Source organism: Azospirillum doebereinerae, from assembly GCF_003989665.1.
GTDB lineage: Bacteria > Pseudomonadota > Alphaproteobacteria > Azospirillales > Azospirillaceae > Azospirillum > Azospirillum doebereinerae.
Genome location: NZ_RZIJ01000028.1, coordinates 1 through 20,490 on the forward strand (window position 1 = coordinate 1; position 20,490 = coordinate 20,490).

At 70.0% G+C, this 20,490-nt stretch carries 21 protein-coding genes, 1 tRNA gene and 1 riboswitch; of the genes, 6 read left to right on the forward strand and 16 right to left on the reverse strand.

The window, feature by feature from the left end; genetic code table 11:
- Positions 1-137 precede the first annotated feature (137 nt).
- Entirely contained in the window at positions 138-566 is a 429-nt protein-coding gene (locus EJ913_RS25895; protein ID WP_127003391.1) for a DUF1489 family protein, read from the reverse strand.
- 137 nt (positions 567-703) lie between these two features.
- Here EJ913_RS25895 and EJ913_RS25900 point away from each other — a divergent pair, with 137 nt between their 5' ends.
- Positions 704-1,633, forward strand: coding sequence for a DMT family transporter (locus EJ913_RS25900; RefSeq protein ID WP_127003393.1), 930 nt, complete (start codon positions 704-706; stop codon positions 1,631-1,633).
- A gap of 28 nt (positions 1,634-1,661) precedes the next feature.
- Positions 1,662-2,459, forward strand: coding sequence for a 4-hydroxy-tetrahydrodipicolinate reductase (dapB, locus tag EJ913_RS25905; protein ID WP_127003395.1), 798 nt, complete (start codon positions 1,662-1,664; stop codon positions 2,457-2,459).
- An 88-nt stretch (positions 2,460-2,547) separates the two neighbouring features.
- Here dapB and EJ913_RS25910 read toward each other — a convergent pair whose 3' ends face one another.
- Both EJ913_RS25910 and EJ913_RS25915 read right to left on the reverse strand, forming a co-directional pair.
- Entirely contained in the window at positions 2,548-3,162 is a 615-nt protein-coding gene (locus tag EJ913_RS25910; protein ID WP_127003397.1) for a 2-hydroxychromene-2-carboxylate isomerase, read from the reverse strand.
- 89 nt (positions 3,163-3,251) lie between these two features.
- Complete coding sequence (locus EJ913_RS25915) at positions 3,252-3,965, reverse strand: response regulator (protein ID WP_127003399.1); 714 nt, start codon at positions 3,963-3,965, stop codon at positions 3,252-3,254.
- Between the two features lie 251 nt (positions 3,966-4,216).
- Here EJ913_RS25915 and EJ913_RS25920 point away from each other — a divergent pair, with 251 nt between their 5' ends.
- The gene (locus EJ913_RS25920) at positions 4,217-4,402 is read left to right on the forward strand and encodes a hypothetical protein (RefSeq protein WP_127003401.1); all 186 of its coding nucleotides are present in this window, start codon (positions 4,217-4,219) and stop codon (positions 4,400-4,402) included.
- 423 nt (positions 4,403-4,825) lie between these two features.
- Here the strand turns inward: EJ913_RS25920 and EJ913_RS25930 are convergent, their stop codons facing one another.
- A complete protein-coding gene (locus tag EJ913_RS25930) occupies positions 4,826-6,511 on the reverse strand; it encodes a methyl-accepting chemotaxis protein (protein WP_127003403.1) in 1,686 nt (561 codons plus the stop codon).
- 315 nt (positions 6,512-6,826) lie between these two features.
- Here EJ913_RS25930 and EJ913_RS25935 point away from each other — a divergent pair, with 315 nt between their 5' ends.
- Positions 6,827-8,899 carry a hypothetical protein gene (locus EJ913_RS25935; protein WP_127003405.1) on the forward strand — a complete coding sequence of 691 codons (2,073 nt, stop codon included), beginning with the start codon at positions 6,827-6,829 and terminating at the stop codon, positions 8,897-8,899.
- Between the two features lie 69 nt (positions 8,900-8,968).
- On the opposite strand, the gene EJ913_RS25940 is transcribed toward EJ913_RS25935, so the two are convergent.
- From EJ913_RS25940 to mgtE, 6 genes are all read right to left on the reverse strand, one after another.
- Positions 8,969-9,430, reverse strand: coding sequence for a hypothetical protein (locus tag EJ913_RS25940; RefSeq protein ID WP_127003407.1), 462 nt, complete (start codon positions 9,428-9,430; stop codon positions 8,969-8,971).
- Between the two features lie 32 nt (positions 9,431-9,462).
- Entirely contained in the window at positions 9,463-9,906 is a 444-nt protein-coding gene (locus tag EJ913_RS25945) for a PaaI family thioesterase (protein ID WP_127003409.1), read from the reverse strand.
- A gap of 48 nt (positions 9,907-9,954) precedes the next feature.
- Positions 9,955-10,725 (reverse strand): thiazole synthase, encoded by a 771-nt coding sequence (thiG, locus tag EJ913_RS25950; RefSeq protein ID WP_127003411.1) that lies wholly within the window; start codon positions 10,723-10,725, stop codon positions 9,955-9,957.
- A gap of 13 nt (positions 10,726-10,738) precedes the next feature.
- The gene (gene thiS / locus EJ913_RS25955) at positions 10,739-10,951 is read right to left on the reverse strand and encodes a sulfur carrier protein ThiS (RefSeq protein ID WP_127003413.1); all 213 of its coding nucleotides are present in this window, start codon (positions 10,949-10,951) and stop codon (positions 10,739-10,741) included.
- A complete protein-coding gene (gene thiO / locus EJ913_RS25960) occupies positions 10,948-12,117 on the reverse strand; it encodes a glycine oxidase ThiO (RefSeq protein WP_127003415.1) in 1,170 nt (389 codons plus the stop codon). The genes thiS and thiO overlap by 4 nt, the downstream gene beginning before the upstream one ends.
- Positions 12,110-12,208, reverse strand: a riboswitch (TPP riboswitch). (Overlaps the previous gene by 8 nt.)
- 66 nt (positions 12,209-12,274) lie before the next feature.
- Positions 12,275-13,690 carry a magnesium transporter gene (gene mgtE, locus EJ913_RS25965; RefSeq protein WP_127003417.1) on the reverse strand — a complete coding sequence of 472 codons (1,416 nt, stop codon included), beginning with the start codon at positions 13,688-13,690 and terminating at the stop codon, positions 12,275-12,277.
- Between the two features lie 327 nt (positions 13,691-14,017).
- Between mgtE and EJ913_RS25970 the strand changes: the two genes are divergently transcribed.
- On the forward strand, positions 14,018-14,320 hold the full coding sequence (locus tag EJ913_RS25970; RefSeq protein ID WP_127003419.1) for an STAS domain-containing protein: 303 nt from the start codon (positions 14,018-14,020) through the stop codon (positions 14,318-14,320).
- 41 nt (positions 14,321-14,361) lie between these two features.
- Here the strand turns inward: EJ913_RS25970 and EJ913_RS25975 are convergent, their stop codons facing one another.
- Positions 14,362-15,387 (reverse strand): helix-turn-helix domain-containing protein, encoded by a 1,026-nt coding sequence (locus EJ913_RS25975; RefSeq protein WP_127003421.1) that lies wholly within the window; start codon positions 15,385-15,387, stop codon positions 14,362-14,364.
- Between the two features lie 197 nt (positions 15,388-15,584).
- Positions 15,585-15,669, reverse strand: a tRNA-Leu gene (locus EJ913_RS25980).
- A gap of 134 nt (positions 15,670-15,803) precedes the next feature.
- Here EJ913_RS25980 and lipB point away from each other — a divergent pair.
- On the forward strand, positions 15,804-16,574 hold the full coding sequence (gene lipB / locus EJ913_RS25985; protein WP_127003423.1) for a lipoyl(octanoyl) transferase LipB: 771 nt from the start codon (positions 15,804-15,806) through the stop codon (positions 16,572-16,574).
- Between the two features lies 1 nt (position 16,575).
- Here lipB and EJ913_RS25990 read toward each other — a convergent pair whose 3' ends face one another.
- The 4 genes from EJ913_RS25990 to EJ913_RS26005 all read right to left on the reverse strand — a co-directional run bounded on the left by EJ913_RS25990 (position 16,576) and on the right by EJ913_RS26005 (position 20,451).
- On the reverse strand, positions 16,576-16,983 hold the full coding sequence (locus EJ913_RS25990; RefSeq protein ID WP_238521684.1) for a hypothetical protein: 408 nt from the start codon (positions 16,981-16,983) through the stop codon (positions 16,576-16,578).
- Positions 16,984-17,212: 229 nt separating this feature from the next.
- Positions 17,213-17,506 (reverse strand): acylphosphatase, encoded by a 294-nt coding sequence (locus EJ913_RS25995; RefSeq protein WP_127003425.1) that lies wholly within the window; start codon positions 17,504-17,506, stop codon positions 17,213-17,215.
- Positions 17,503-19,233: a long-chain-fatty-acid--CoA ligase gene (locus EJ913_RS26000; RefSeq protein WP_127003427.1), complete on the reverse strand. Its 1,731-nt coding sequence runs from the start codon at positions 19,231-19,233 to the stop codon at positions 17,503-17,505. The genes EJ913_RS25995 and EJ913_RS26000 overlap by 4 nt, the downstream gene beginning before the upstream one ends.
- 156 nt (positions 19,234-19,389) lie before the next feature.
- Entirely contained in the window at positions 19,390-20,451 is a 1,062-nt protein-coding gene (locus EJ913_RS26005) for a serine hydrolase domain-containing protein (RefSeq protein WP_127003429.1), read from the reverse strand.
- Between the last annotated feature and the right edge of the window lie 39 nt (positions 20,452-20,490).

A 20,490-nucleotide genomic window follows, 5' to 3' on the forward strand; every position in this document is an offset into this window, starting at 1 on the left:
CTTCGTGAAGCGCCGCCCCGTCGGTGGAGCGGGTTATAGGCGCCCCAACCCAAACCGCGCAACACCTTTTTTGCGTCCCTGTTCAGTTTTTTGGTCGGTTCCGTGAAAGCGGCAATCCGGCCGGTCAAGCGCGGTCTCTACAGAAGGCCGAGCGCCCGCAGTTCGGCGGCGAGATGGGCGGGCAGTTCATCCCCTGCCCCGCCGGCTTCCGACAGATCGCGCGGCGCGGCGTCCGGGGCGAGGTAGCGCCAGCCCTGGAACGGGCGGTGGACCGTCGGCACCACCGGCACCCGCTCCTCGTCCAGTTGGAGGGTGCAGAAGCTTTGGCCTTCCCCGTCGACCCCGCTGTCGATGGCCAGGACCCGCTGGCGTGCGGCGACGCTGCCCTTGACGACCCAGTAGAGGGAGCCGCCGGCCAGGATCTCCTCGGCGCGCTTGGGAAACTGGCGAGTGTGGAGAGGAATGCGCGGGCGCCCGTCCACGAGGACGGCGCGGCGGTCCTGGACCTCCGCCAGATGGTCGAGATCGTTGACGCCGACGGCGAGCTTGATGAGATGCAGGGGCATGATCGATGCGTTGGTGAAGGAGAATCGGCCCGAACATAGCGCAGCATGCCGGGCCGGCGCAGGCCACACTTGCGGAAATCCTGACGAGCGTCGAGGCTTGCCACCCTTTCCCCGACCGCCGCCCCACGAGTGTCTTCATGCGCGCCGCCTACGCCCAGCTTGCCCTGTCCATGATTCTCGTCGGCCTGTCGCTGCCGGCGTCGAAGCTGGTGATCGGCCACATCCCGCCGCTGATGACGGCGTGGCTGCGCTTCATGCTGATCGCGATCCTGCTGGCGCCGATGGTGCTGGCCAAGCCGTTGCGCCAAGGCGGCTGGGCGGGCTGGCCACGCGGCAAGCGGGACTGGACCAGCCTGACTCTGCTGGCGCTGTTCGGGATGGTGCTGTTCAACGTCTTCCTGCTGCTCGGCCTGAAGGAGACCAGCGCGGTCGCCGCCGGCATCCTGACCAGCACGATCCCGGCGATGACCGCGCTCTGCGCCGCGCTGATCCTGCGCGAACGGATCGGCGGAGGCAGCCTCGCCGCCATCGCGCTCGCGGTGCTGGGCATCCTGTCGCTGAACCTGCAATCGGGTGGGGAGGCCGCCGCCTCGTCCAGCGATTCGGTGCTCGGCAACGCGCTGGTCTTCGGCGCCGTGGTGTCGGAGGGGCTGTACGGCGTGTTCGCGCGTCGGCTGGGCGGCCGGGTGGCGCCGCTGACCCTGACCTTTCTCGCCAACGTCATCTCCGCCGTCCTGATGGGGCCGGCGGCCTGGGCGACGGCCGGCGGGTTCGAGCCGGCGGCGGTGCCGGCGGGGATCTGGGCGCTGTTCCTGGTGTCGGGTCTGGCCGGCGGGCTGATCGCGGTGGTGCTGTGGATGCGCGGCATCGCCCATGTCCCGGCCAGCCGGGCCGGGCTGTTCACCGGCATGATTCCCGCCGCCGGGGTGCTGGCGGCGGTCGCCGTTCTCGGCGAGAGTTTCACCGTCGGCCACGCCGTGGGGCTTGCCTGCGTACTGGTCGGCATCGCGCTCGGCACCGGAGCGATCCGGTTGCCGGGTCGCAAAGCGTCGCAGACGCCTCGATAAAACGCCTCGACAACGGGAGAGAAAGATCATGACGATTTCCATCACGCTGGTCGGCGCCACCGGATGGGTGGGCAAGGAGCTGGTGCGCGCCATCGCCGCCGCGCCCGACCTGACGCTCGCCGCCGCCGTCGCACGGCAGAACGCCGGGCAGGACGCCGGCCCCGCGGTCGGCGCGGAGGCGCTGGGCGTCACGCTGGTGGCTTCGCTGGAGGAGGCGCTCGCCACGCCGAGCGATGTGGTGATCGACTACACCGCCCCGACCGTCGTGAAGGGGCACACGCTCGCCGCCATCGGCGCCGGTCGGGCGGTGGTGGTCGGCACCTCCGGCATGACCGGGGAGGATTACGCGGAGATCGACGCCGCCGCGCGGGCGGCCGGGGTCGGGGTGGTCGCGGCGGGGAACTACTCGATCACGGCGGCGCTGATGCAGCGCTTCGCCCTGCTCGCCGCGCGCCATGTGCCGGACGTCGAGGTCATCGACTACGCCTCGGCCAAGAAGCCAGACGTGCCGAGCGGCACCGCCCGCGAACTGGCCGAGCGGCTGTCCGCCATCCGCCAGGAGCCGACGAGCCGCCCCATCGGCAGCCTGATCGGCCCGCAGGAGGCGCGCGGCGCCACGGTCGGCCGCACGCAGGTCCACGCGGTGCGGCTGCCGGGCTTCGTGCTGTCCTGCGAGGTGCTGTTCGGCGCGCCGGACGAACGGCTGTCGATCCGCCACGACGCCGGGTCGAGCGCCGCGCCCTATGTGGCCGGCACGCTGCTGGCCGTGCGTCGGGTGCGGGAACAGCCGGGGCTGCGGCGCGGGCTCGACACTTTGCTGGATTGATTTTCTGGGCTGGATTGATCTTCCGGGCCGGACTGAGGCGCCGATGAACGGCGGGGGCGGATTGGAAGGCCGCCCCCGCCCCCCCGCGTCACCAGCCGCCGGTGGCGAGCCAGCGGTCCACCATCTCGAGCCGGTCCCAGCCCCAGAAGGGCTCGTCGTCGACGATGACGAAGGGGGAGCCGAAGACACCGCGCTCCACCGCCTCGTCGGTCGCGGCGCGCAGGCGGTCCTTCACCGATTGGTCCTGCAGGGCGGCGGACACGGCGGCGCGGTCGATCCCCAGGCTGCCGAGACTCCGCGCCGCGATCTCCGCCACCGTGTCGGCCGGGCCGATGTCCCGCCCCTCGGCGAAATGGGCGTGGTAGAGCGCACGGGCCAGCAGCTTGGCCTGCTCCGGGTGCTCGTCCGCCAGCCAGTAGAAGGCGCGCGAGGCGGCCACCCCGTTGACCGGGGCGGAATCGGGGAAGGTGAAGGGCGCATTGAGCAGCCGGGCAATCCGGCCGGCGTCGAGCGTCAGGTATTCGCCGCGCAACGGCTGTTCCAGGTTGGGCTTCATGCCCGTCACCTTGAACACCGCGCCGAGCAGGATCGGGCGCCATGTGACGGTGCGGCCATGCGCCGCCGCCAGCTCGTCGATGCGCAGGCTGGCGAAATAGCCGTAGGGCGATGCGAAATCGAAATAAAAGTCGATGGGGTCCGGCACGCGCGTGTCCTCCCGGCTGGTTTTCCGGAAAGGCTAACGCGCGGCGGGGATGGCGTCCAGCGGCGGGCCGTCGACCGCCCGCTTGGGACTCAGATCGCCCGGACCTTGGCGTCGAACACGTAACCGGCGCCGCGCTCGGTCTTGATGATGCGCGGCTCCTTCGGATTCGCCTCGATCTTGCGGCGCAGGCGCAGGATCAGCACGTCGATGGAGCGGTCGAACACCTCGGCCCCGTCGGCGCGGGTGAGATCGAGGAGCTGGTCGCGGGTCAGCACCCGCTGGGGACGCTTGACGAAGGCGGCGAGCAGGCCGAACTCGGCCTTGGTCAGCTCGACCTCGCGTCCTTCCTGCCCACGCAGGCGCTGGGCGGTGAGGTCGAGTTCCCAGTTGGCGAACTGGACCACCGCGCGCAGTTCGTCGGCGCCGCGCGGCGGACGCCCCTCGCCGGAGACGCGGCGCAGCACCGCCTTGATGCGCGCCAGGAGCTCGCGCGGGTTGAAGGGTTTGGTCAGGTAATCGTCGGCGCCCAGTTCCAGCCCGACGATGCGGTCGACGTCCTGGTCCTTGGAGGACAGGATGATGACGGGGATCTGCGATTCGGTGCGGATCTGGCGGACCAGCCCCAGACCGTCGCCATCGGGGAGACGCAGGTCGCACACCACCAGATCGACCGGGTCGCCGTCGAGCGCCAGCTTCGCCGCGGCCGTGTCGGGGGCCGTGGTCACGCGGTAGCCTTCGGCCGTCAGGTAGGACGCCAACAGCTCCCGTACCGGCTCGTCATCATCGACCGCGAGAATATGCATGCGTGATACCTCCCCCTTTCTTCTTAGCCCACGCGGAAACGGCACGCAATGCGTTACAACTCCGTAACAGCCGGCCCGGAACGCCTTCCCGCGTGAATCGGCTGAAATGTCCCAGCGGGTTTGTGAAACCAAACAATCCTTCCCCTGACATTAACCGGACACACGCCGTGGTTTAAATCCTCCTATCAGGGGAGCGGGCGAAAGCCCACAGCCATCCGGCCTCCCGCCATGCATGAGGGGCAAGGCGAGTCATGTCGAACGTCGATCACTGCCTGGAACGGCTGGCGCTGTTGGACCGGGCCGACCGGTTGCTGAACGAGGTGCGGGTGTACGGCCATCACGGGGCGATGCGCGACACTCTGGCGCGGCACCGGCTGCTGTTGGGGGAGGCGCGCCGCCACCTCGATTCGGCCAACTCGGTCGGCCGCGGCGGCTGACGATCCGCCGCCATGCCCCCGTCGTCCGGACTGTTGCGCAAGCCTCCCTGCGAGGCCGCGAGAGCGGAACGGCCACATCCGGAGCGGTCGCACCGTGCCGCCGATGCCGGGCGGCGCCCGCTGGCGGGTTCCTTGGCCGGGCGGGGATGCCATCCACGGCCGGAGCCCCACCATCCGATGCGGCCGTCCAGCCTGTGGCGGGACATGATGGAACTCTGGCTGCCCGAACGGGGATGATCCGGCACTGAGCAAAGTCATGTGGGGAAGCCGTGGCTGAACCCACGCCGTTTTGCCTGAACGATCCAAAAGCGAATGACCCGGCGCCAAGGTGGCGGCCGGGTCATTTTGCGTTGGGCATACAGGAGGTCAGACGGATCGAGCGGAGACGGTGTTCGGCCCCCCCTCCGGAACGCTACAATCCAATCAGGCGGCCTTCACGTCAGCCAGGAAGCCATCGACCTCGCGGTTCAGACGGCTCGATTCGGCGCCCAAGGCTTCGGCCGTCTGCTTCAACTGGGCGGCGGCGCCCCCGGTCTCCACGGCGGCGCGGGTCACGCCGGTGATGTTGCTGTTCACGTCCTCGGTGCCACGCGCCGCTTCCTGGACGTTGCGGCTGATCTCGCGGGTGGCGGCCCCCTGCTGCTCGACGGCCGAGGCGATGGTCGCGGCGATCTGGCTCATCTCGGTGATGACGCGGTCGATCTCGACGATGGCGCTCACCGCGTCGCGGGTCGCGTCCTGCACCGAGGCGATCTGCGCCGAAATGTCGCCGGTGGCCTTCGCCGTCTGGGTGGCGAGGCCCTTCACCTCGCTCGCCACCACCGCGAAGCCCTTGCCCGCCTCGCCGGCCCGCGCCGCCTCGATGGTGGCGTTCAGCGCCAGCAGATTGGTCTGCCCGGCGATGGAGTTGATGAGATCGACCACCTCGCCGATGCGGTTCGCCGCCTCGGACAGGCCGCGCACGGTGCCGCCGGCCCGGCCCGCCGCCTCGACCGCCTGTTCGGCGATGCGGGTGGATTGCTGGACCTGGTTGCCGATCTCGACGATGGAGGCGGACAGCTCTTCCGTCGCCGCCGCCACCGTCTGGACGTTGGCCGAGGCCTGCTCGGAGGCCGAGGCCACGGCGGTGCTCTGGCGGCTGGTGGCGTCCGCCGTCGCGGTCAGCGAGCCCGAGGCCGACTGAACCTCCTGCGCGGCGCCGGTCAGGGTGCGGACGACGCCGGTGATCTTGCCTTCGAAGGCGGCCATCACCTGTTCCAGGCGCTGGGCGCGGCGCGCCTTCGCGGCGTCCTCGGCGCGCTGGAGTTCGGCCAGGCGGTCGGCCTCGATGGCGTTCTGCTTGAAGACGTCGACCGCCGAAGCCATCTGGCCGACTTCATCGTGGCGGCCCAGGCCGGGAACCGTCACGGCGCGGTCGCCGCCGGCCAGACGGCGCATGCAGTCGGTCATCAGTCGGATCGGGCGGGCTATGGCGCGGGTCAGCATCCCCCCGGCGACGAGCGCGACCAGCACCGACAGCAGCGCGCCGGCGATGGTCACGGTGTAACCGGTGGTGTAGGCGGCGGACTGCTCCGCGCGGCGCTCCTCCAGCAGCGTGTTCTCGGCCTTCAGGAAATCGGTGACGACGCTGCGGACGTTGTCCATCGCCTCCTTGCCAAGCCCCTTGGCCTCCAACTCGCTGGCGCTGGCGCGAGTTTCCGGCCGCTCCATGAGGGCGATCTCCTTCTCGGCGACCTGGGTGCGCCAGGAATCGGCCGAGCGCTTCAGCTCGTCGAGGCGGCGCTGCTGTTCGGGATTTTCAGCGGTCAGGCGCTTGGCCTCGTCGAAGTTGCGGGTGAAGCGCTCCTGGCCGCGCGTGAAGGGGCCGAGAAACGCCTTGTCCCCGGCGATCAGATAACCGCGCAGACCGGTTTCCTGGTCGATCATCGCGGCCAGCGTGTTGCGTCCCGCCTCCATCACCGCGAGCGTGTGGGATGTTGCCCGGTTGCTCGCCTGGATCGTGCTGAGAGTCTGCACCGTGACACCGCTGACGATGGCAATGATCGCGATGAGACTGGCGAAGGCCAGAGCCAGCTTTCGTGCGATGGGCAGGTTCGCAAACCAAGTCATGATGCAGCAGCTCCGCAATTGATCGCACCGCGAACCATTCGATGCGGTGCGTTCCGGACGAATCTCTCTTTCGTGCCGCAGCGCACCCAATGGCCCACCCCCGTTAAATCAGGTCGGAAACCGTTCTAACAATCGCATAAGCCCAAATTGGGAGAGGAGGGAGAGTGGCGGCACCACCTTCGCCCAGGGCGGGGTCATAGGTCATAGGGGCATCCCGTGAGGGGTAATCCTTTCGTTTTTGCTCCCGTCCCCAATCCCGCCCCATTCCGGGCCTATCCAACCGCAGATGGTTCAACAAAACGGAGACACGCCGCCATGACGACCCGCACCGCCCTGCTCGCCTCCACCGCCCTGCTGCTGGCCGCCGGCCCGGCCTTCGCCCAGGATGCCCTGGTGTTGAAGCGGGTCCTGCTGTCCACCGGCGGCGTCGGGTATTTCGAGTACGAGGCGCGGGTGAGCGGCGACGCCGCCCTGAGCCTGGAGGTGCGGCGCGACCAGGTGGACGACGTGCTGAAGAGCGTCGTCGTCTACGACGACCGTGGCGGCGTCGGCACCATTGGGCTGGCCGGGGCGGAGCCGCTGGACACCGCCTTCCGCGAGTTGCCCTTTTCCCCCGGCGACCTGTCCTCGCCGGCCGCGCTGCTGAACGCCCTGAAGGGGGCGGAGGTCCGCGCCGGCGGCCCGCGCGAACTGACCGGGCGCCTGCTGTCGGTGACCGAGGAGACGGTGCAACTGCCCAACGGCGGCGGCACGACGACGCGCCACCGCGTCAGCCTGATGACCGCCGAGGGGTTGCGTCAACTGGTGCTGGAGGACGCCGACGCGCTGCGCTTCACCGATCCGCGCGTGCAGGCGCAGTTGGACGCCGCGCTGACCGCCGTCGCCGACGAGGGCCGGCGCGAGCGGCGGCGGCTGACCGTGCGCACCTCGGGCAACGGCAACGCCGGAGAGCGCACCATCCGCGTCGCCTACGTCGCCGCGACGCCGCTGTGGAAGGCGACCTACCGGCTGAGTCTTCCGGCAAAAGACGGGGCGGCGAACGGCGCGGCGAGCGGTGCCTTGCAGGGTTGGGCCGTCCTGGAGAATCTCAGCGGGGAGGAATGGCGCGACATCGACCTGACGGTGGTGTCCGGCAACCCGGTCACGCTGCGCCAAGCGCTCTACACCCCCTATTTCGTCGATCGCCCGGAGGTGCCGGTGGAGGTGCTGGGCCGTGTCCTGCCGACCGCCGACGAAGGCACGGTCGAACTCGCCCGCCAGCGCGCCGCCGTCCAGGACGAAGCCGCGCCTCCCCGCCCGGCGGCGGCCCCGGCGCCGATGGCTGAGGCGATGGCCGGCGCTATGGCGCCGCTGGCGAAGGCCGCCCCCTACGCCCCGCCCCCGCCGCCGGCCGCCTTGCAAAGCGCGGAGGCCAGCGCGGCGGAAAGCGCCCAGGTGCTGTTCCGCTACCCGCAGCCGGTCACCGTTCCCAACGGCGGCACGCTGATGATGCCCATCGCCGCCCGCGCGCTGCCGACCGAGCGCGTCGCGCTGTACCAGCCGGGCACCCAGCCGCGCCACCCGCTGGCGTCGTTGCGCCTGCGCAACGATTCGGGCACAGCGCTGCCGCCCGGCCTGCTGACCTTCTACGAGACGGTGGGCGACGCGCCCGCCTATGTCGGCGACGCCCGCATGGCGACGCTTCCGGCCGGGGAGAGCCGGCTGCTGTCCTTCGCCGTCGATCAGGCCGTCACCGTCGACCGCGCCGAGCAGCCGAGCCGGCGGCTGGCGCGCGCCAGCATCGCCGACGGCGTGCTGCTGCTCTCGGTGACCGAGCGGCAGACCACGACCTACACCGTGTCGGGGGCCGCCGATGGCGACCGCGCCCTGGTGATCGAGCACCCGCGCCGTTCCGGCTGGGATCTGGCCGAACCGGCCGGTGCCGCCGCCGACGCGACGGCCAACGCCTACCGCTTGCCGCTGGCGGTGCCCGCCGGGAAGACGGTGACCCTGACGGCGGCGCTGGAGCGTCCGCGCCAGGAGCGGATCGCCCTGTCCGACCTGACCGCCGACCAGTTGACGGTCCAGGCCGCGTCCCAGGAATTGCCGGCAAACCTGCGCGAGGCGCTGACCAAGCTGGCGGGTTTGCGCGCCGCCGTCGCCGGGAAGGAGCGCCGCATCGCCGAGGTGGAGCGCGACCGCACCGGCCAGATCGACGAGCAGAACCGCCTGCGCGCCAATTTGGCCGCCCTGCCCGCCGGCAGCGACCTGCACAAGCGGACGCTCGCCAAGATGGGCGAGGCGGAGAACCGGCTGGACGCGCTGGCCCGCGACCTGACCGTCGCCCGCGCCGAGGCGGACACCGCCCGCCAGACCTTGCGCGACGGCATCCGCGCGCTGGCGCTGTAGGGAGCCACGGTTGTCCCCTCTCCCACGAAGCGGGAGAGGGGACAACCGTGGTTGGACTTGCGTAAAGCCTCAGAGCGTCGTGGCGCTGCAATAGGCCCAGTCTTCGCCCTGCAGGCCGAAGAAGGCGGCGACCGCCTTGCCGCCCGAACGGTCGATGACCACGCGGAAACGGCTGCCGGTGCAGCTTCCCGCCGGCTGCTTGGCGAAGGGGAGCTTGACGTGCTTGGACTTCAGGCAGCTCTCGGAGAGCTTGGGCGGATTGGCCGGCCCTTCGATCGTCTTGCCGTTCAACACCATGACGTAGTTGGTGCCCTGCCCGCCCTTCACGTCGGTCTTGATCTCGATCTTGCCGAAGCGGGACTTGTAGAGCCCGGCATCCTGCTGCCCGTCCGGCCCGCCGGGGGCGATGGTGCGGAAGGAAACGGCGGCGCAGGCGGGTGGCTCCTTCGCCTGCGCCGGGGCGGCGGCGATGGCGGCGACGCCGGCAACGGCAGCGGCGGCAAGCACGGCGGACAGACGCGGCGACGGCATGATGATCCCCTTTTCCCCGATGATGCGGCCGATCATGTCGGCAGGAGGCAAATGGTGGTCTGCTGCATCAACGCACAGTCCTTTTCCACCCCGCCGTCGATCATCGCAACCTCGATCTGGCAGACCGTCAGGGTGCGCCCCGACTTCACCACGCGGGCGCGGGCGACCATCACGTCGCCCTTGGCCGGCGCCATCAGGTTGATCTTGAACTCGACGGCCAGGACCTCTGCCCCCGCCGGCATCAGCGAGTAGGCGGCGTAGCCCCCGGCGTTGTCGGCCAGCATCGACACCATGCCGGCGTGGAAGAAGCCATGCTGCTGGGTCAGGTCGGCACGGAACGGGATCCGCATCTCGCAGAACCCCGGCTCCACCCCCGTCAGCTCGATCCCGAGCGTCTTGCAGATCGGCTGCTTCTCGAAGGACGCAAGGCAGCGCGCCTCCCAGTCGGGATCGCGCGGTTCGAAGGTGGCGCTCAAGGGATGTCCTTCCGCAAGGTGTTGATATGCCGACACCTTGCGACAGGCTTACGTTCCGATCAAGCCAAGCTGCGGGCTGGAGGGTTCGGCAAAAGCGCGCACCGGCATGCGCCCGGCCCCATGGGCGCCGCGCCCGGCGGCCACCGCGTCGCGCATCGCCGCCGCCATCCGCACCGGATCGCGCGCCTTCGACACCGCCGTGTTGAGCAGCACCGCCGCGCAGCCCAGCTCCATCGCGCGGGCCGCGTCCGACGCGGTGCCGATGCCGGCGTCCAGCACCACCGGAACCGGGCTGCGGGCGCAGATCGTCTCGATGGCGTGCGGGTTGCGGATGCCCATCCCCGACCCGATGAAGGCCCCCAGCGGCATCACCGCCGCCGCTCCGAGATCGGCCAGCTTGCGGCAGGTCACGGGGTCGTCGTTGCAGTAGGGCAGCACGACGAAGCCGTCGTTCACCAGTTCCTCGGTCGCGCGCAGAAGCTCCTCCACGTCGGGGTAGAGCAGCTCACGGTCGCCGATGACCTCCAGCTTGATCCAGGGGGTGTCCAGCGCCTCGCGCGACAACTGCGCGGTCAGCACGGCCTCCTTCGCGGTCAGGCAGCCGGCGGTGTTGGGCAGCAGCGCGACGCGGTCTCCCAGCACGTCGACGAGGCTTTCGGAATAGCCGTCCAGGCTGATGCGGCGGATCGCCACGGTGGCGAGTTCGGTGCCGCTCGCCGCCAGCGAGTCCAGCATGACCTGCTGGTTCGGGTAGCCGGCGGTGCCGAGGAACAGGCGCGAGTCGAAGTCGCGCCCAGCGATGGTCAAACGGTCGGTCATGATGGGTGTGTCCTCAGCCGCCCTGGATCGGGCGGACGATTTCCAGGGAATCGCCGGGGGCGAGACCGGTCTCGGTCCAGCGGCGGCGCGGCAGCAGGGCGCCGTTCAGCGCCACGGCCACGCCGCGCGCGCCCTCCGCGATGCCCCGGCCGGCGAGAAGCTCCGCGACGGAGCCGGCGGCCAGCGGCTCCTCGCGGCCGTTGACGCGGATCGACGCGGCGCTCACGCAGCGGCTCCCTGCGGGGCGAAGCGGTCGGCGGCGAAGGGCCGCATCACCGGGTCGGTCTCCCCGGTCAGAACCAGACGGGCGATGCCGTCGGCGGTGACCGGGGTCAGAAGCACGCCGTTGCGGTGGTGGCCGGTGGCGTGGATCAGCCCCTCCACCGCCGATTCGCCGAGGATCGGCGCGTCGTCGCGGCTGCCGGGGCGGAAGCCGGCCCAGCTCTCCTCGATGGGCAGCTCGGCGATTCCGGGCAGGGCGCGCCACGCGCCCTCCAGCAGGGCGAACTGGCCGCCCGCCGTCAGCCGGTCGTCGAAGCCGCGCTCCTCGGTGGTGGCGCCGATCAGCAGGCGCCCGTCCAGGCGCGGGATCAGGTAGGTGCCGGGCGTCCACACGACGTGGCGCAGCAGCGGCAGCCGCGCGTCCATGCGCAGGCAGAGCATCTGCCCCTTCACCGGCCGCACCGGCGGCTTCGCCACGGGTGGCAAGCCCTCCACCCCGCCCGACCAGGCGCCCGCCGCCAGCACCACCCGGTCGGCGGAGACGGTGACGTCGCCGACCCGGACCCCGGCGGCGCGGCCCTGCGCGGTCACCAGGGTGGGGCGGTCGCAACGCTCGTGGATCCGCGCCCCCGCCGCCCGCGCGGCGCGGATCAGCGCGGCGGCCAGCTTGCGGTTGTCCACCTGATGGTCTTCGCGGCAGAACAACGCGCCGGCCACGCCGGGTTGCAGGTACGGCTCGCGGCGGCGCACCTCCGCCCCGCCCAGCCATTCCACCGGCAGGCCGAGGTCGCGCTGGAAACCGTGCAGGAAACGCACCTTGGCGGCGTCGTCGGCGGTCAGCGCGATGACCATGGTGCCTTCGGTCCGAAGATCGACGGACAGGCCGCTGGCCTCCTCCAGCTCTTGCGCGAAGCCGGGCCACAGCGCCTGCGAGGCGCGGGTCAGCGGCAACAGGCTCTCCTCGCCGGGTTCGGTCTCGACGCAGGCGGCGAGCATGCCGCCGGCGGCGTGCGTGGCGCCGCGCCCGGCCTCGCCGGGATCGAAGACGTCGACGGAGCAGCCGGCGGCGGCCAGCCTCCAGGCGACGGACAGGCCGATGCAGCCGGCCCCCAATATGGCGACGGACGGCAAAACGGAACGCGATGAACGCGGATGCGGTGCATGGACCATGCAACGGCTCCCTTCGCTGGCATTACCCAGACAGGTTCGATGGGTCTGATCTCAGCCGCGCGACGGTTGCGCGGCACCCCAAGCCAATGCGCGGATAGTTCCGCTCCGCTCCGGTTTTTGCAAGGAAAAATCGTTCAGCCGGCGGATCGTTTCCGCATCACAGAAGGATCGCCGAGGCCAGCCCCAGGAAGGCGAAGAAGCCGACCACGTCGGTGACCGTGGTCAGGAACACCACGCTCGCCACCGCCGGATCGACGCCGACGCGGTCCAGCCCCAGCGGGATCAGCGCCCCGCACAGCCCGGCCACCACCATGTTGATGATCATGGCGCAGGCGATCACGACGCCGATCATCGGCCCGAACCAGATCAGCGCGATCACCCCCACCATCACCGCGAAGATCGCGCCGTTGGTCAAGCCAACCAGCAGTTCCTTGCCCACCACCCGCAGGGCGTTGGCCGAGGACAGCTCGTGCGTCGCCAGCGCGCGGACGACGACGGTCAGCGTCTGCGTGCCAGCGTTGCCGCCCATCGAGGCGACGATGGGCATCAGCACCGCCAGCGCGACGATCTGCTCGATGGTGCCCTCGAACAGCGAGATGACCGCCGAGGCGAGAAAGGCCGTCGCCAGATTGACGGTCAGCCAGCCGACCCGCGCGCGGGCGATGTCGGCGATGCCGCTGAACACGCCGGTGTCGCCCGAGCCGCTGAACTTGCGCAGATCCTCCTCGGCCTCCTCGTCGATGATGTGGACGACGTCGTCGACGGTGATGACGCCGATCAGCCGCCCGGCGGAATCCACCACCGGGGCGGAGACCAGCGCGTATTGGCGGAAGAGGTTGGCGACCTCCTCCTGGTCCATGGTGGCGGGGATGGTGTCGACCTCGTCGGTCACCAGATCGGCGATGCGCACGGTGCGGCGCTGGCGCAGCATCCGCGACAACGGCACCGCGCCCACCACACGGTGCAGCGGATCGACGACGAAGATGTCGTAGAAATCCTCCGGCAGGTCGTCGGTGGCGGCGCGGATGTGGTCGATGGTCTTGCCCACCGTCCAGAATTCCGGCACCGCCACCAGATCGCGCTGCATCATGCGGCCGGCGGTGTTCTCGTCGTAGGTCAGGTTCTCCTGAACCAGCGCGCGGTCTTCGTCCGGCAGGTTCGCCAGGATCTGGGCACGGGTCTCCTCGTCGAGATCCTCGATCAGGTCGACGGCGTCGTCGGTGTCCAGTTCGGCGACGGCGGCGGCGAGTTCGCGAGGCTCGAACCGCTCGACCACCGATTCGCGCAGGTCGGGGTTCAGGTAGGACAGCACCTCGCCGTCGAACCCGGGGCGCAGGATCTCGATCAGCTCGTCGCGCTCGGCGGAATCGACCTGCTCGATCAGGTCGGCGATGTCGGCGGCGTGCAGGTCGTCCAGCAGCGCCCGCACCGCGTCCCGTTCGCGGGCGCGCAGCAGCGTGACGATCTCGTCCACGAACTCCGGTTCGACGCCGTAGCGGCGTTCGTCCTCGGCCTCGTCGCGGGTCGCCGGGGCGGGGAGCGGAAGGTTCGGCTTCTGGGGGTCGGCGCGCATGGCGACACCCTCCCTTCGGAACGATGGCAACGCCGAGGCGATGGCGCTCGTCCCCTGGCGTTGCCATGTGGACGGACGGGCGGCGTCGTCGGGGGCTGCGAGGTTGTCGGATCAAACCCGGTGGAACGTATGGACGGTCCGGCCGGAGGCGCCCACCAGATATAGGCGCCCGTTTCGTTTGTCCAGCCCGGCCCGGCATCCGCTGCTTGGATGAGCCAACAAATTTATCGGTATTCGTTGCAAATTGATGGGATCGCGGTCTTGCGCCGCCGGGAGGCTTCGTGCTCCCATCTTGGGCATTCACATGTCTTCGTTCCGGGAACCCGCATGGAGTACGCCTTCACCGACGTGGATGGACAGGACGGCATCCTGCTGTCCGGCCGCTGCACCTACGAGGACGGGCCGCGATTCCACGCCATGCTGGGCGACTGGAACTTCGCCGCGCGCCCGATCGTGCCGCTGGATCTGCGCTTCGTGACCTTCATCGATTCGGCGGCCATCGGGATGCTGTTCATCCTGGCCAACCGCTGCCGCGAGGCGAACGGGCACATCGTCGCCATCGGCGCGTCGCCGCACGTCATGAAGTCCCTGCGCCGCGCCGCGCTGGATCCCTACATCGAATTCCGCTGAACGGGCGGCGGGCGCGGCCCGGCGGCCGATGCCTGCGCGCCTCAGGCGCGAAGCTGCCGCAGCCAGTCCGGAAACTGCCCGGTGACGGTTACCGGGCCATTCCCCGGCTGCCCGATTCTCGCGGGGGCGGTCGCGGCCCCTTCACGCGTCTCCGACGGCGCGCAGCCGAAGGCACGACGGAAGCTGCGGCTGAAATGCGCCTCGCTGGTGAAGCCGAAGGCGAAGGCGATCTCGCCGATGCGCCGACGCTCGGTGGGATCGGACAGGAGGTCGCGGATCCGCAGCAACCGCCGCCCCTGGATGTAGCGCGCGATGCCCTGATGCGGCTCGAACAGCTTGTAGAGCGCCGAGCGCGACAGCCCCAACGCCAGACACAGGCGCTCCGGCGAAAGCCCCGGATCCGTCAGATGCGCGTCGATGTACCGCCGCGCCTGCATCATCAGGGTCGCGGCGATCTGCGGTCTCGCCTGCACGAGGCGGTCGTGGGTGGGGACCAGACAGGCGGTGAGCATGCCGCGAATCGCGTGCACCACATGCGGGGCGTCGGCCACCGTCGCGGCCGGCGCGGCGCGGGCCAACGCGCGCATGTGGTCGGCCAACAGTTGCCCCATGACGCCGCCCAGCCGCGTCCCGTGCAGGGCGTCGGCCCGTGGTAGCAGGCCGGTCATGACGTCGCGGGGCACGATCACGCAGGCGCCCTGAAGCCGCATCGAGGGCAGGGCGAGCGGCTGCCCCATGTCCTTGACCAGGATTTCATCCGACGCGTTGCCGGCGGCGCCGGCCCCGTCCAACCGTATGATGAAGTGGTCCATGTGGTCGGAGCGGATCTTTGCCGGCGACCGGTGATAGGCCAGCGCGTCGACGTCCATCGTGCCCACGATCAGCGGCCCGAAATGGGCGCTGGTCGCCGTGCCCGCGAAGCGCCGGCGCGCCTCGTCCTCCAGCGGAGCGATCTCGTAGACCGACGTCATGGCTTCCCGCCACGCGCCGAAACGGTCCATTTCCGGGAGAAAATCCGTCGAGAAGCGGCGGAAGGGAACCGTCTGCGCGGTCGTCGGCGTGGTCACGGGCGGAACCAAGTTCGATCAGGGTCTTAATTTTCTTGCAGACGCCGGATCGATGGTCAAGGGACGGTTGCGGCGGGCGGGCCTTGATTTTCCAGCCCACGCCGCATGGCGACGCGCCCGGCGGATCGCGGGTACGAAAAAGCCCGCTCGGTCGGAGACCTGCGGGCTTTTCGGAGTGTCCCAATCGCTTGGGATTATGGTGCGGTCAAGAAGACTCGAACTTCCACGGGTTGCCCCACAGCGACCTCAACGCTGCGCGTCTACCAATTCCGCCATGACCGCATCATTTGGTAGCCCCGACGCTCGCTCGCGCGCCTCATCGGGTGGAGCGGGTAGATATCAGCTTCCCGATGGTCGATCAAGCGTTACAATCGTCCTTATCGAAGAAAAACGACGACAGGCTGATTTTTCCCGCGATGACCACTCCGCCCTCCGCCAGCGACGCCCTCCGCCAGCCCGCCAACCCGCCGCCCGACCAACCGGCCAGCCAACCAGCCCGCCAACCGGTCGAGTGGCTCATCTCCGACGACCCGGTCCCCTACCCCGAGGCGATGGCCGCGATGGAGGCCCGCGTCGAGGCGATCCGCGCCGGCACCGCGCCCGAACTGGTCTGGCTGCTGGAACACCCGCCCCTCTACACCGCCGGCACCAGCGCGCGGGACGAGGATCTGCTCGACGCCGGCCGCTTCCCGGTCTACCGCAGCGGGCGCGGCGGACAATTCACTTACCACGGGCCGGGACAGCGCGTGGCCTACGTCATGCTGGACCTGAAGGCGCGCGGCGCCGACATCCGCGCCTATGTCCGCGACCTGGAGGCCTGGATCATCGCCACGCTGGCCTCCTTCACCATCAAGGGGGAGCGGCGCGAGGGCCGCGTCGGCATCTGGGTGGACAAGGGTCCCTACGGCGGCCTCAAGGGGCAGGAGGACAAGATCGCCGCCATCGGCGTACGGGTGCGGCGCTGGGTCAGCTTCCACGGCATCGCGATCAACGTGGAGCCGGATCTGAGCCATTTCGGCGGCATCGTGCCCTGCGGCATCAACGAGCACGGCGTGACGTCGATGGTGGCGCTCGGGCATCCGGTGACGATGGAAGACGTCGATTCGGCGCTGATCGCCGCGTGGCCCTCCGTGTTCGGCGGGCCGCTGCGGGGAGAGGAGGAGGAGGAGGTGAAGGTGGAGGTCTAGACTACTTCTTGGCGCCGCCCGCCGACGGGGCGTTGTTCAGGAGACGGGCGTCCTGGTTGGTCATCGACTGGACGGTGCAGGCGGTCGAGTTGCCGTTGCGGAACAGGTAGATCAGCGTGCGGTCGGCCTTCTTGCCGGAATCGTACAGGTTCAGGCCGTGGCCGAAGGCGACGCTCAGCACCTCGCCCTTGAAATAGGCGCGGAACCGCATCGGTATCAGCTCGCGGAAGCGACGGGCGGCGCAGTCCTTGCTGAGATCCTTCTCGAACTTCCCGGCCTTGCGCCAGTCCTCGTTGGAGCGGATCGTCATCCATTGCGGCGGCAGCGGGTAGGCGACCAGCGGCGGCGCGATGGGCAGGTCGCGGCCGGGCGGCACCGGGGACAGGTGGCCCGGCTCCGTGCGGTCCATCGGCCCGGCGGCGGCGGGGAGGGTGAGAAGAAGGGCGAGGGTTGTGAAAACGGCGCGCGCGCCTGGGAAACGTCCCCCTCTCCCCCCGGGGGAGAGGGAGAAGAAAGCGGGAAGGAAGAGGCGGATGCGGACATGGAAACCGGCCTGTTGGTTTTCAGTCTTCACCGCCTTGGCGAAGACGCCTGCTCAGCATGCCGCCCTTATGGTTAGTGGATCGCTAACGCACCCCTCACACGGTCCCGCGCTGCTCGAAGCCCCCTTCGCCGGGGTCGCTGGCGGGTTCGGCCGTCACGGCGCGCACCACCGCCGCCGAGGGGCCGCGCCGGCAGGCTTCCAGCATGCGGTCCACGGCGTCCGGCGGCCCGGCGAACAGCGCCTCGACCGAACCGTCGGAGCGGTTGCGCACCCAGCCCGACAGGCCGAGCGCACCCGCCGTCTCCACCGTCCAGCCGCGGTACCACACCCCCTGCACCTTGCCGGAGATCCAGGCGCGCACCGCCTTGCGCGGAACGGCGGCCGTCATGCCTGCCCCCCGGCGCGCTTGCGCTCCTCCTCGTCGAGCAGCGCCTTGCGCGACAGCTTGCCGATCATCGTCTTGGGCAGCTCGCCCCGGAACTCCACCTGCTTGGGCATCTCGATGGGGGACAGCTTGTCCTTGAGGAAGGCGATCAGCTCGTCGGCGGTCAGGCTCTTGCCGTCGTCCACCCGGACATAGGCCTTCACCGTCTGGCCGCGATAGTCGTCGGGAACGCCGGCCACCACGCATTCGGCGACGGCGGGGTGCAGGTAGATCGCCTCCTCGACGTTGCGCGGGTAGACGTTGAAGCCGCTGCACAGGATCATGTCCTTGATGCGGTCGACGATGGTGGTGTAGCCGTCCGCGTCCATGATGCCGACGTCGCCGGTGTGCAGGCGGCCGTCCACCAGGGCCTGCGCCGTCTCCGACGGCTTGTTCCAATAGCCTTTCATCACCTGCGGCCCGCGGATGCAGACCTCGCCCTTTTCGCCGGGCGGCAGGACGCGGCGCGGTTCCTCCAGGCTGACGATCTCGATCACGGTGCCGGGCAGCGGCAGGCCGATGGAGCCCTTCTTCGCCGGGTGCAGGACCGCCGGGTTGCAGGTGGCGACCGGCGAGGATTCCGACAGGCCGTAGCCTTCCACAAGCGTGCAGCCGGTGGTGCGCTCGAACGCCTCCTTGACCTCCAGCGGCAGCGGCGCGCCGCCCGACATGCAGAAGCGGATCGAGGACAGATCGTACTCGGCCAGCCGCTTGTGGTGGTTGATCGCGGTGTAGATCGTCGGCACGGCGGGGAACAGGGTGATGCGTTCCTTCGCCAGCGTCTCCATCACCTGGTCCAGCTCGAAGCGCGGCAGCAGGATGATCTCCGCCCCCAGCCGCAGGCCAAAGTTCATCACCGCCGTCATCGCGAAGACGTGGAACAGCGGCAGCACGCCGAGCAGCTTTTCCTGGCCGCTGTGGTCCTGACCCTGCGCGCGCTCCTTGGCCTCGTACCACGTGGCGCACTGCACCGTGTTGGCGTAGAGGTTGGCGTGGGTCAGCATGGCGCCCTTGGGCACGCCGGTGGTGCCGCCGGTGTATTGCAGCACCGCCACGTCCTGGGTCGGGTCGATGGAGACGCGGGTCGCGTGCCCGCTCCCGGCGATCAGGCTCGAGAACGACAGATGGCGGTCGTCGGACGGGATCTTGGCGATCTCCGCCCGCTTGGCGATGGGGAACAGCCAGTTCTTCGGGAAGGGCAGGATGTCGGCCATGCGGCAGACCACCAGACGCTTCAGCCGCGTCTCGGCCAGCATCCGCTCCATCTTCCCATAGAGCAGCTTGAGGTCCAGCGTGACCATCAGGTCGATGGCGCTGTCCTCGATCTGGTGGGCCAGCTCGCGCTCGGCGTAGAGCGGGTTGAAGTTCACCACCGTGCCGCCGGCCTTCAGGATCGCGAAGAAGCAGACGACGTAATAGGGCGTGTTGGGCAGGAACAGCCCCACCCGCGTGCCTTTCCCGACCCCGGCGGCCTGGAAGCCGCGCGCGGCGCGCTCCACCAACCGCCCGACCTCGCGGTAGCTGGTGGTCTTGCCCAGGAAGTTCAGGCAGGGATTGTCGCCATGCCGCGCCACCGCCTCGTCCAGCAGCGCCGGCAGGGGCAGCGCCGGGATCGGCATCGCCCAGTCGACGCCGGGCGGGTAGGACGAGATCCACGGATAATCGGGCAGTCTTCGGGCCGCTTCACCCATGCGCGTTGCTCCCATGCTCATTTTTCAGCCGGCCGCTCTCGGGCGGCACTTGCGGCAAGCCTATACCCCATGGGGCAGGCTTGTCCCCTGTCTGAGAAATGGGCACGCGACGGACATGGACAAGCGTCGACGCAATGGGCGTGGACGCAACCGGCGTCAGCGCAGGCGGTGCGCGGCCTCCACCGCCATCCACTCGGCCAGCGCCACGTCCTCGCCCACGGTGAGCACGGCGACCGACAGCGGCTGGTCCTGGGGAAAGTGATAGGCGGCGGCGCTGACACCCGGCCCGCCCCCGCTGTGCCCCCAATAGGGACCGGCCAGCGGGTCGCGCTCCACCATCAGCCCCAGCCCATAGCCCGGCTCGACCCAGGGCCGTCCGGTCATCGGCGCGTTGACCGGCAGGCCGTCGCGCATGCGGACGAGCAACTCGGCCGGCAAATAGCCCGGCATCGACAGCCCATGGACGAAGCGCGCGGCGTCCGCCGCCGTCATCGCGGCGACGCCATGCGCGACCCAGCCGGGGTGGTAGCGCTCGGCGACGGTCCGATCGGGGAATTGCGGGCTCGGCCCGAACAGCAGGCTCGCCAGATCGTCCCGCTCCTGCGGCAGCGTCGCGGAGGCCAGCCCCAGCGGACGGAACACCTCGGCTTGCAGCAGATCGGCCAGCGGCAGGCCGCCGGCCCGCTCCAGCAGCCGCTTCAGCAGCAGGTAGCCGATGTTGGAATAGGCGAAGCCACCGACCGGTCCCCCCTCGACGCCGCAGCGTGCGAGGAACTCGTCGTCGCTCCACGGCTCCAGGGCGGCGGCGACGGCCCAGTGGTAATCGTCCCGCCCGCCGTAATCCGGCAGCCCGGCCCGGTGGGCCAGGATCTGCGCGAGGGTCACCGGAACCGGACGCGCGGCCAGTTCGGGCAGCCAGCGCCCCACCGGCGCGTCCAGCTCCACCACGCCGCGCGCGGCCAGACGCAGGACGGCGGCGGCGAGGATCGTCTTGGTCAGGCTGTAGACGAGGCCGCGATGGGCCGTCGGAGGCTTCAGCACCGAGGAGCCGGACCGCGCCAGACCGACGCTCCAGCTGCGGGTCCCGCTGTGGACCGCCACCACGGCGGCGCGTACGGCGAGCTGCCCGTCCTTCGCGCCGGTGTCGTCGTTCAGAAGGCTTTTCAGCGCCTCCGTCAACACCGCGACGCGGGCCGGATCGTCCAAAACCTCGACCATCGCCTCATCCCTCTCCCATTCTCGAACACTGATGTTCCG

What these genes read in the sequence shown, in the direction of transcription:
- EJ913_RS26005 (WP_127003429.1), bottom strand. Translation starts at nt 20,451, where the DNA reads ATGGTCGAGGTTTTGGACGATCCGGCCCGCGTCGCGGTGTTGACGGAG.
- lipB (WP_127003423.1), top strand. Translation starts at nt 15,804, where the DNA reads ATGACCACTCCGCCCTCCGCCAGCGACGCCCTCCGCCAGCCCGCCAAC.
- EJ913_RS25990 (WP_238521684.1), bottom strand. Translation starts at nt 16,983, where the DNA reads ATGGACCGCACGGAGCCGGGCCACCTGTCCCCGGTGCCGCCCGGCCGC.
- thiG (WP_127003411.1), bottom strand. Translation starts at nt 10,725, where the DNA reads ATGACCGACCGTTTGACCATCGCTGGGCGCGACTTCGACTCGCGCCTG.
- EJ913_RS25930 (WP_127003403.1), bottom strand. Translation starts at nt 6,511, where the DNA reads ATGACTTGGTTTGCGAACCTGCCCATCGCACGAAAGCTGGCTCTGGCC.
- EJ913_RS25935 (WP_127003405.1), top strand. Translation starts at nt 6,827, where the DNA reads ATGACGACCCGCACCGCCCTGCTCGCCTCCACCGCCCTGCTGCTGGCC.
- thiO (WP_127003415.1), bottom strand. Translation starts at nt 12,117, where the DNA reads ATGGTCCATGCACCGCATCCGCGTTCATCGCGTTCCGTTTTGCCGTCC.
- mgtE (WP_127003417.1), bottom strand. Translation starts at nt 13,690, where the DNA reads ATGCGCGCCGACCCCCAGAAGCCGAACCTTCCGCTCCCCGCCCCGGCG.
- EJ913_RS25995 (WP_127003425.1), bottom strand. Translation starts at nt 17,506, where the DNA reads ATGACGGCCGCCGTTCCGCGCAAGGCGGTGCGCGCCTGGATCTCCGGC.
- EJ913_RS25970 (WP_127003419.1), top strand. Translation starts at nt 14,018, where the DNA reads ATGGAGTACGCCTTCACCGACGTGGATGGACAGGACGGCATCCTGCTG.
- dapB (WP_127003395.1), top strand. Translation starts at nt 1,662, where the DNA reads ATGACGATTTCCATCACGCTGGTCGGCGCCACCGGATGGGTGGGCAAG.
- EJ913_RS26000 (WP_127003427.1), bottom strand. Translation starts at nt 19,233, where the DNA reads ATGGGTGAAGCGGCCCGAAGACTGCCCGATTATCCGTGGATCTCGTCC.
- EJ913_RS25915 (WP_127003399.1), bottom strand. Translation starts at nt 3,965, where the DNA reads ATGCATATTCTCGCGGTCGATGATGACGAGCCGGTACGGGAGCTGTTG.
- EJ913_RS25920 (WP_127003401.1), top strand. Translation starts at nt 4,217, where the DNA reads ATGTCGAACGTCGATCACTGCCTGGAACGGCTGGCGCTGTTGGACCGG.
- EJ913_RS25940 (WP_127003407.1), bottom strand. Translation starts at nt 9,430, where the DNA reads ATGCCGTCGCCGCGTCTGTCCGCCGTGCTTGCCGCCGCTGCCGTTGCC.
- EJ913_RS25900 (WP_127003393.1), top strand. Translation starts at nt 704, where the DNA reads ATGCGCGCCGCCTACGCCCAGCTTGCCCTGTCCATGATTCTCGTCGGC.
- EJ913_RS25895 (WP_127003391.1), bottom strand. Translation starts at nt 566, where the DNA reads ATGCCCCTGCATCTCATCAAGCTCGCCGTCGGCGTCAACGATCTCGAC.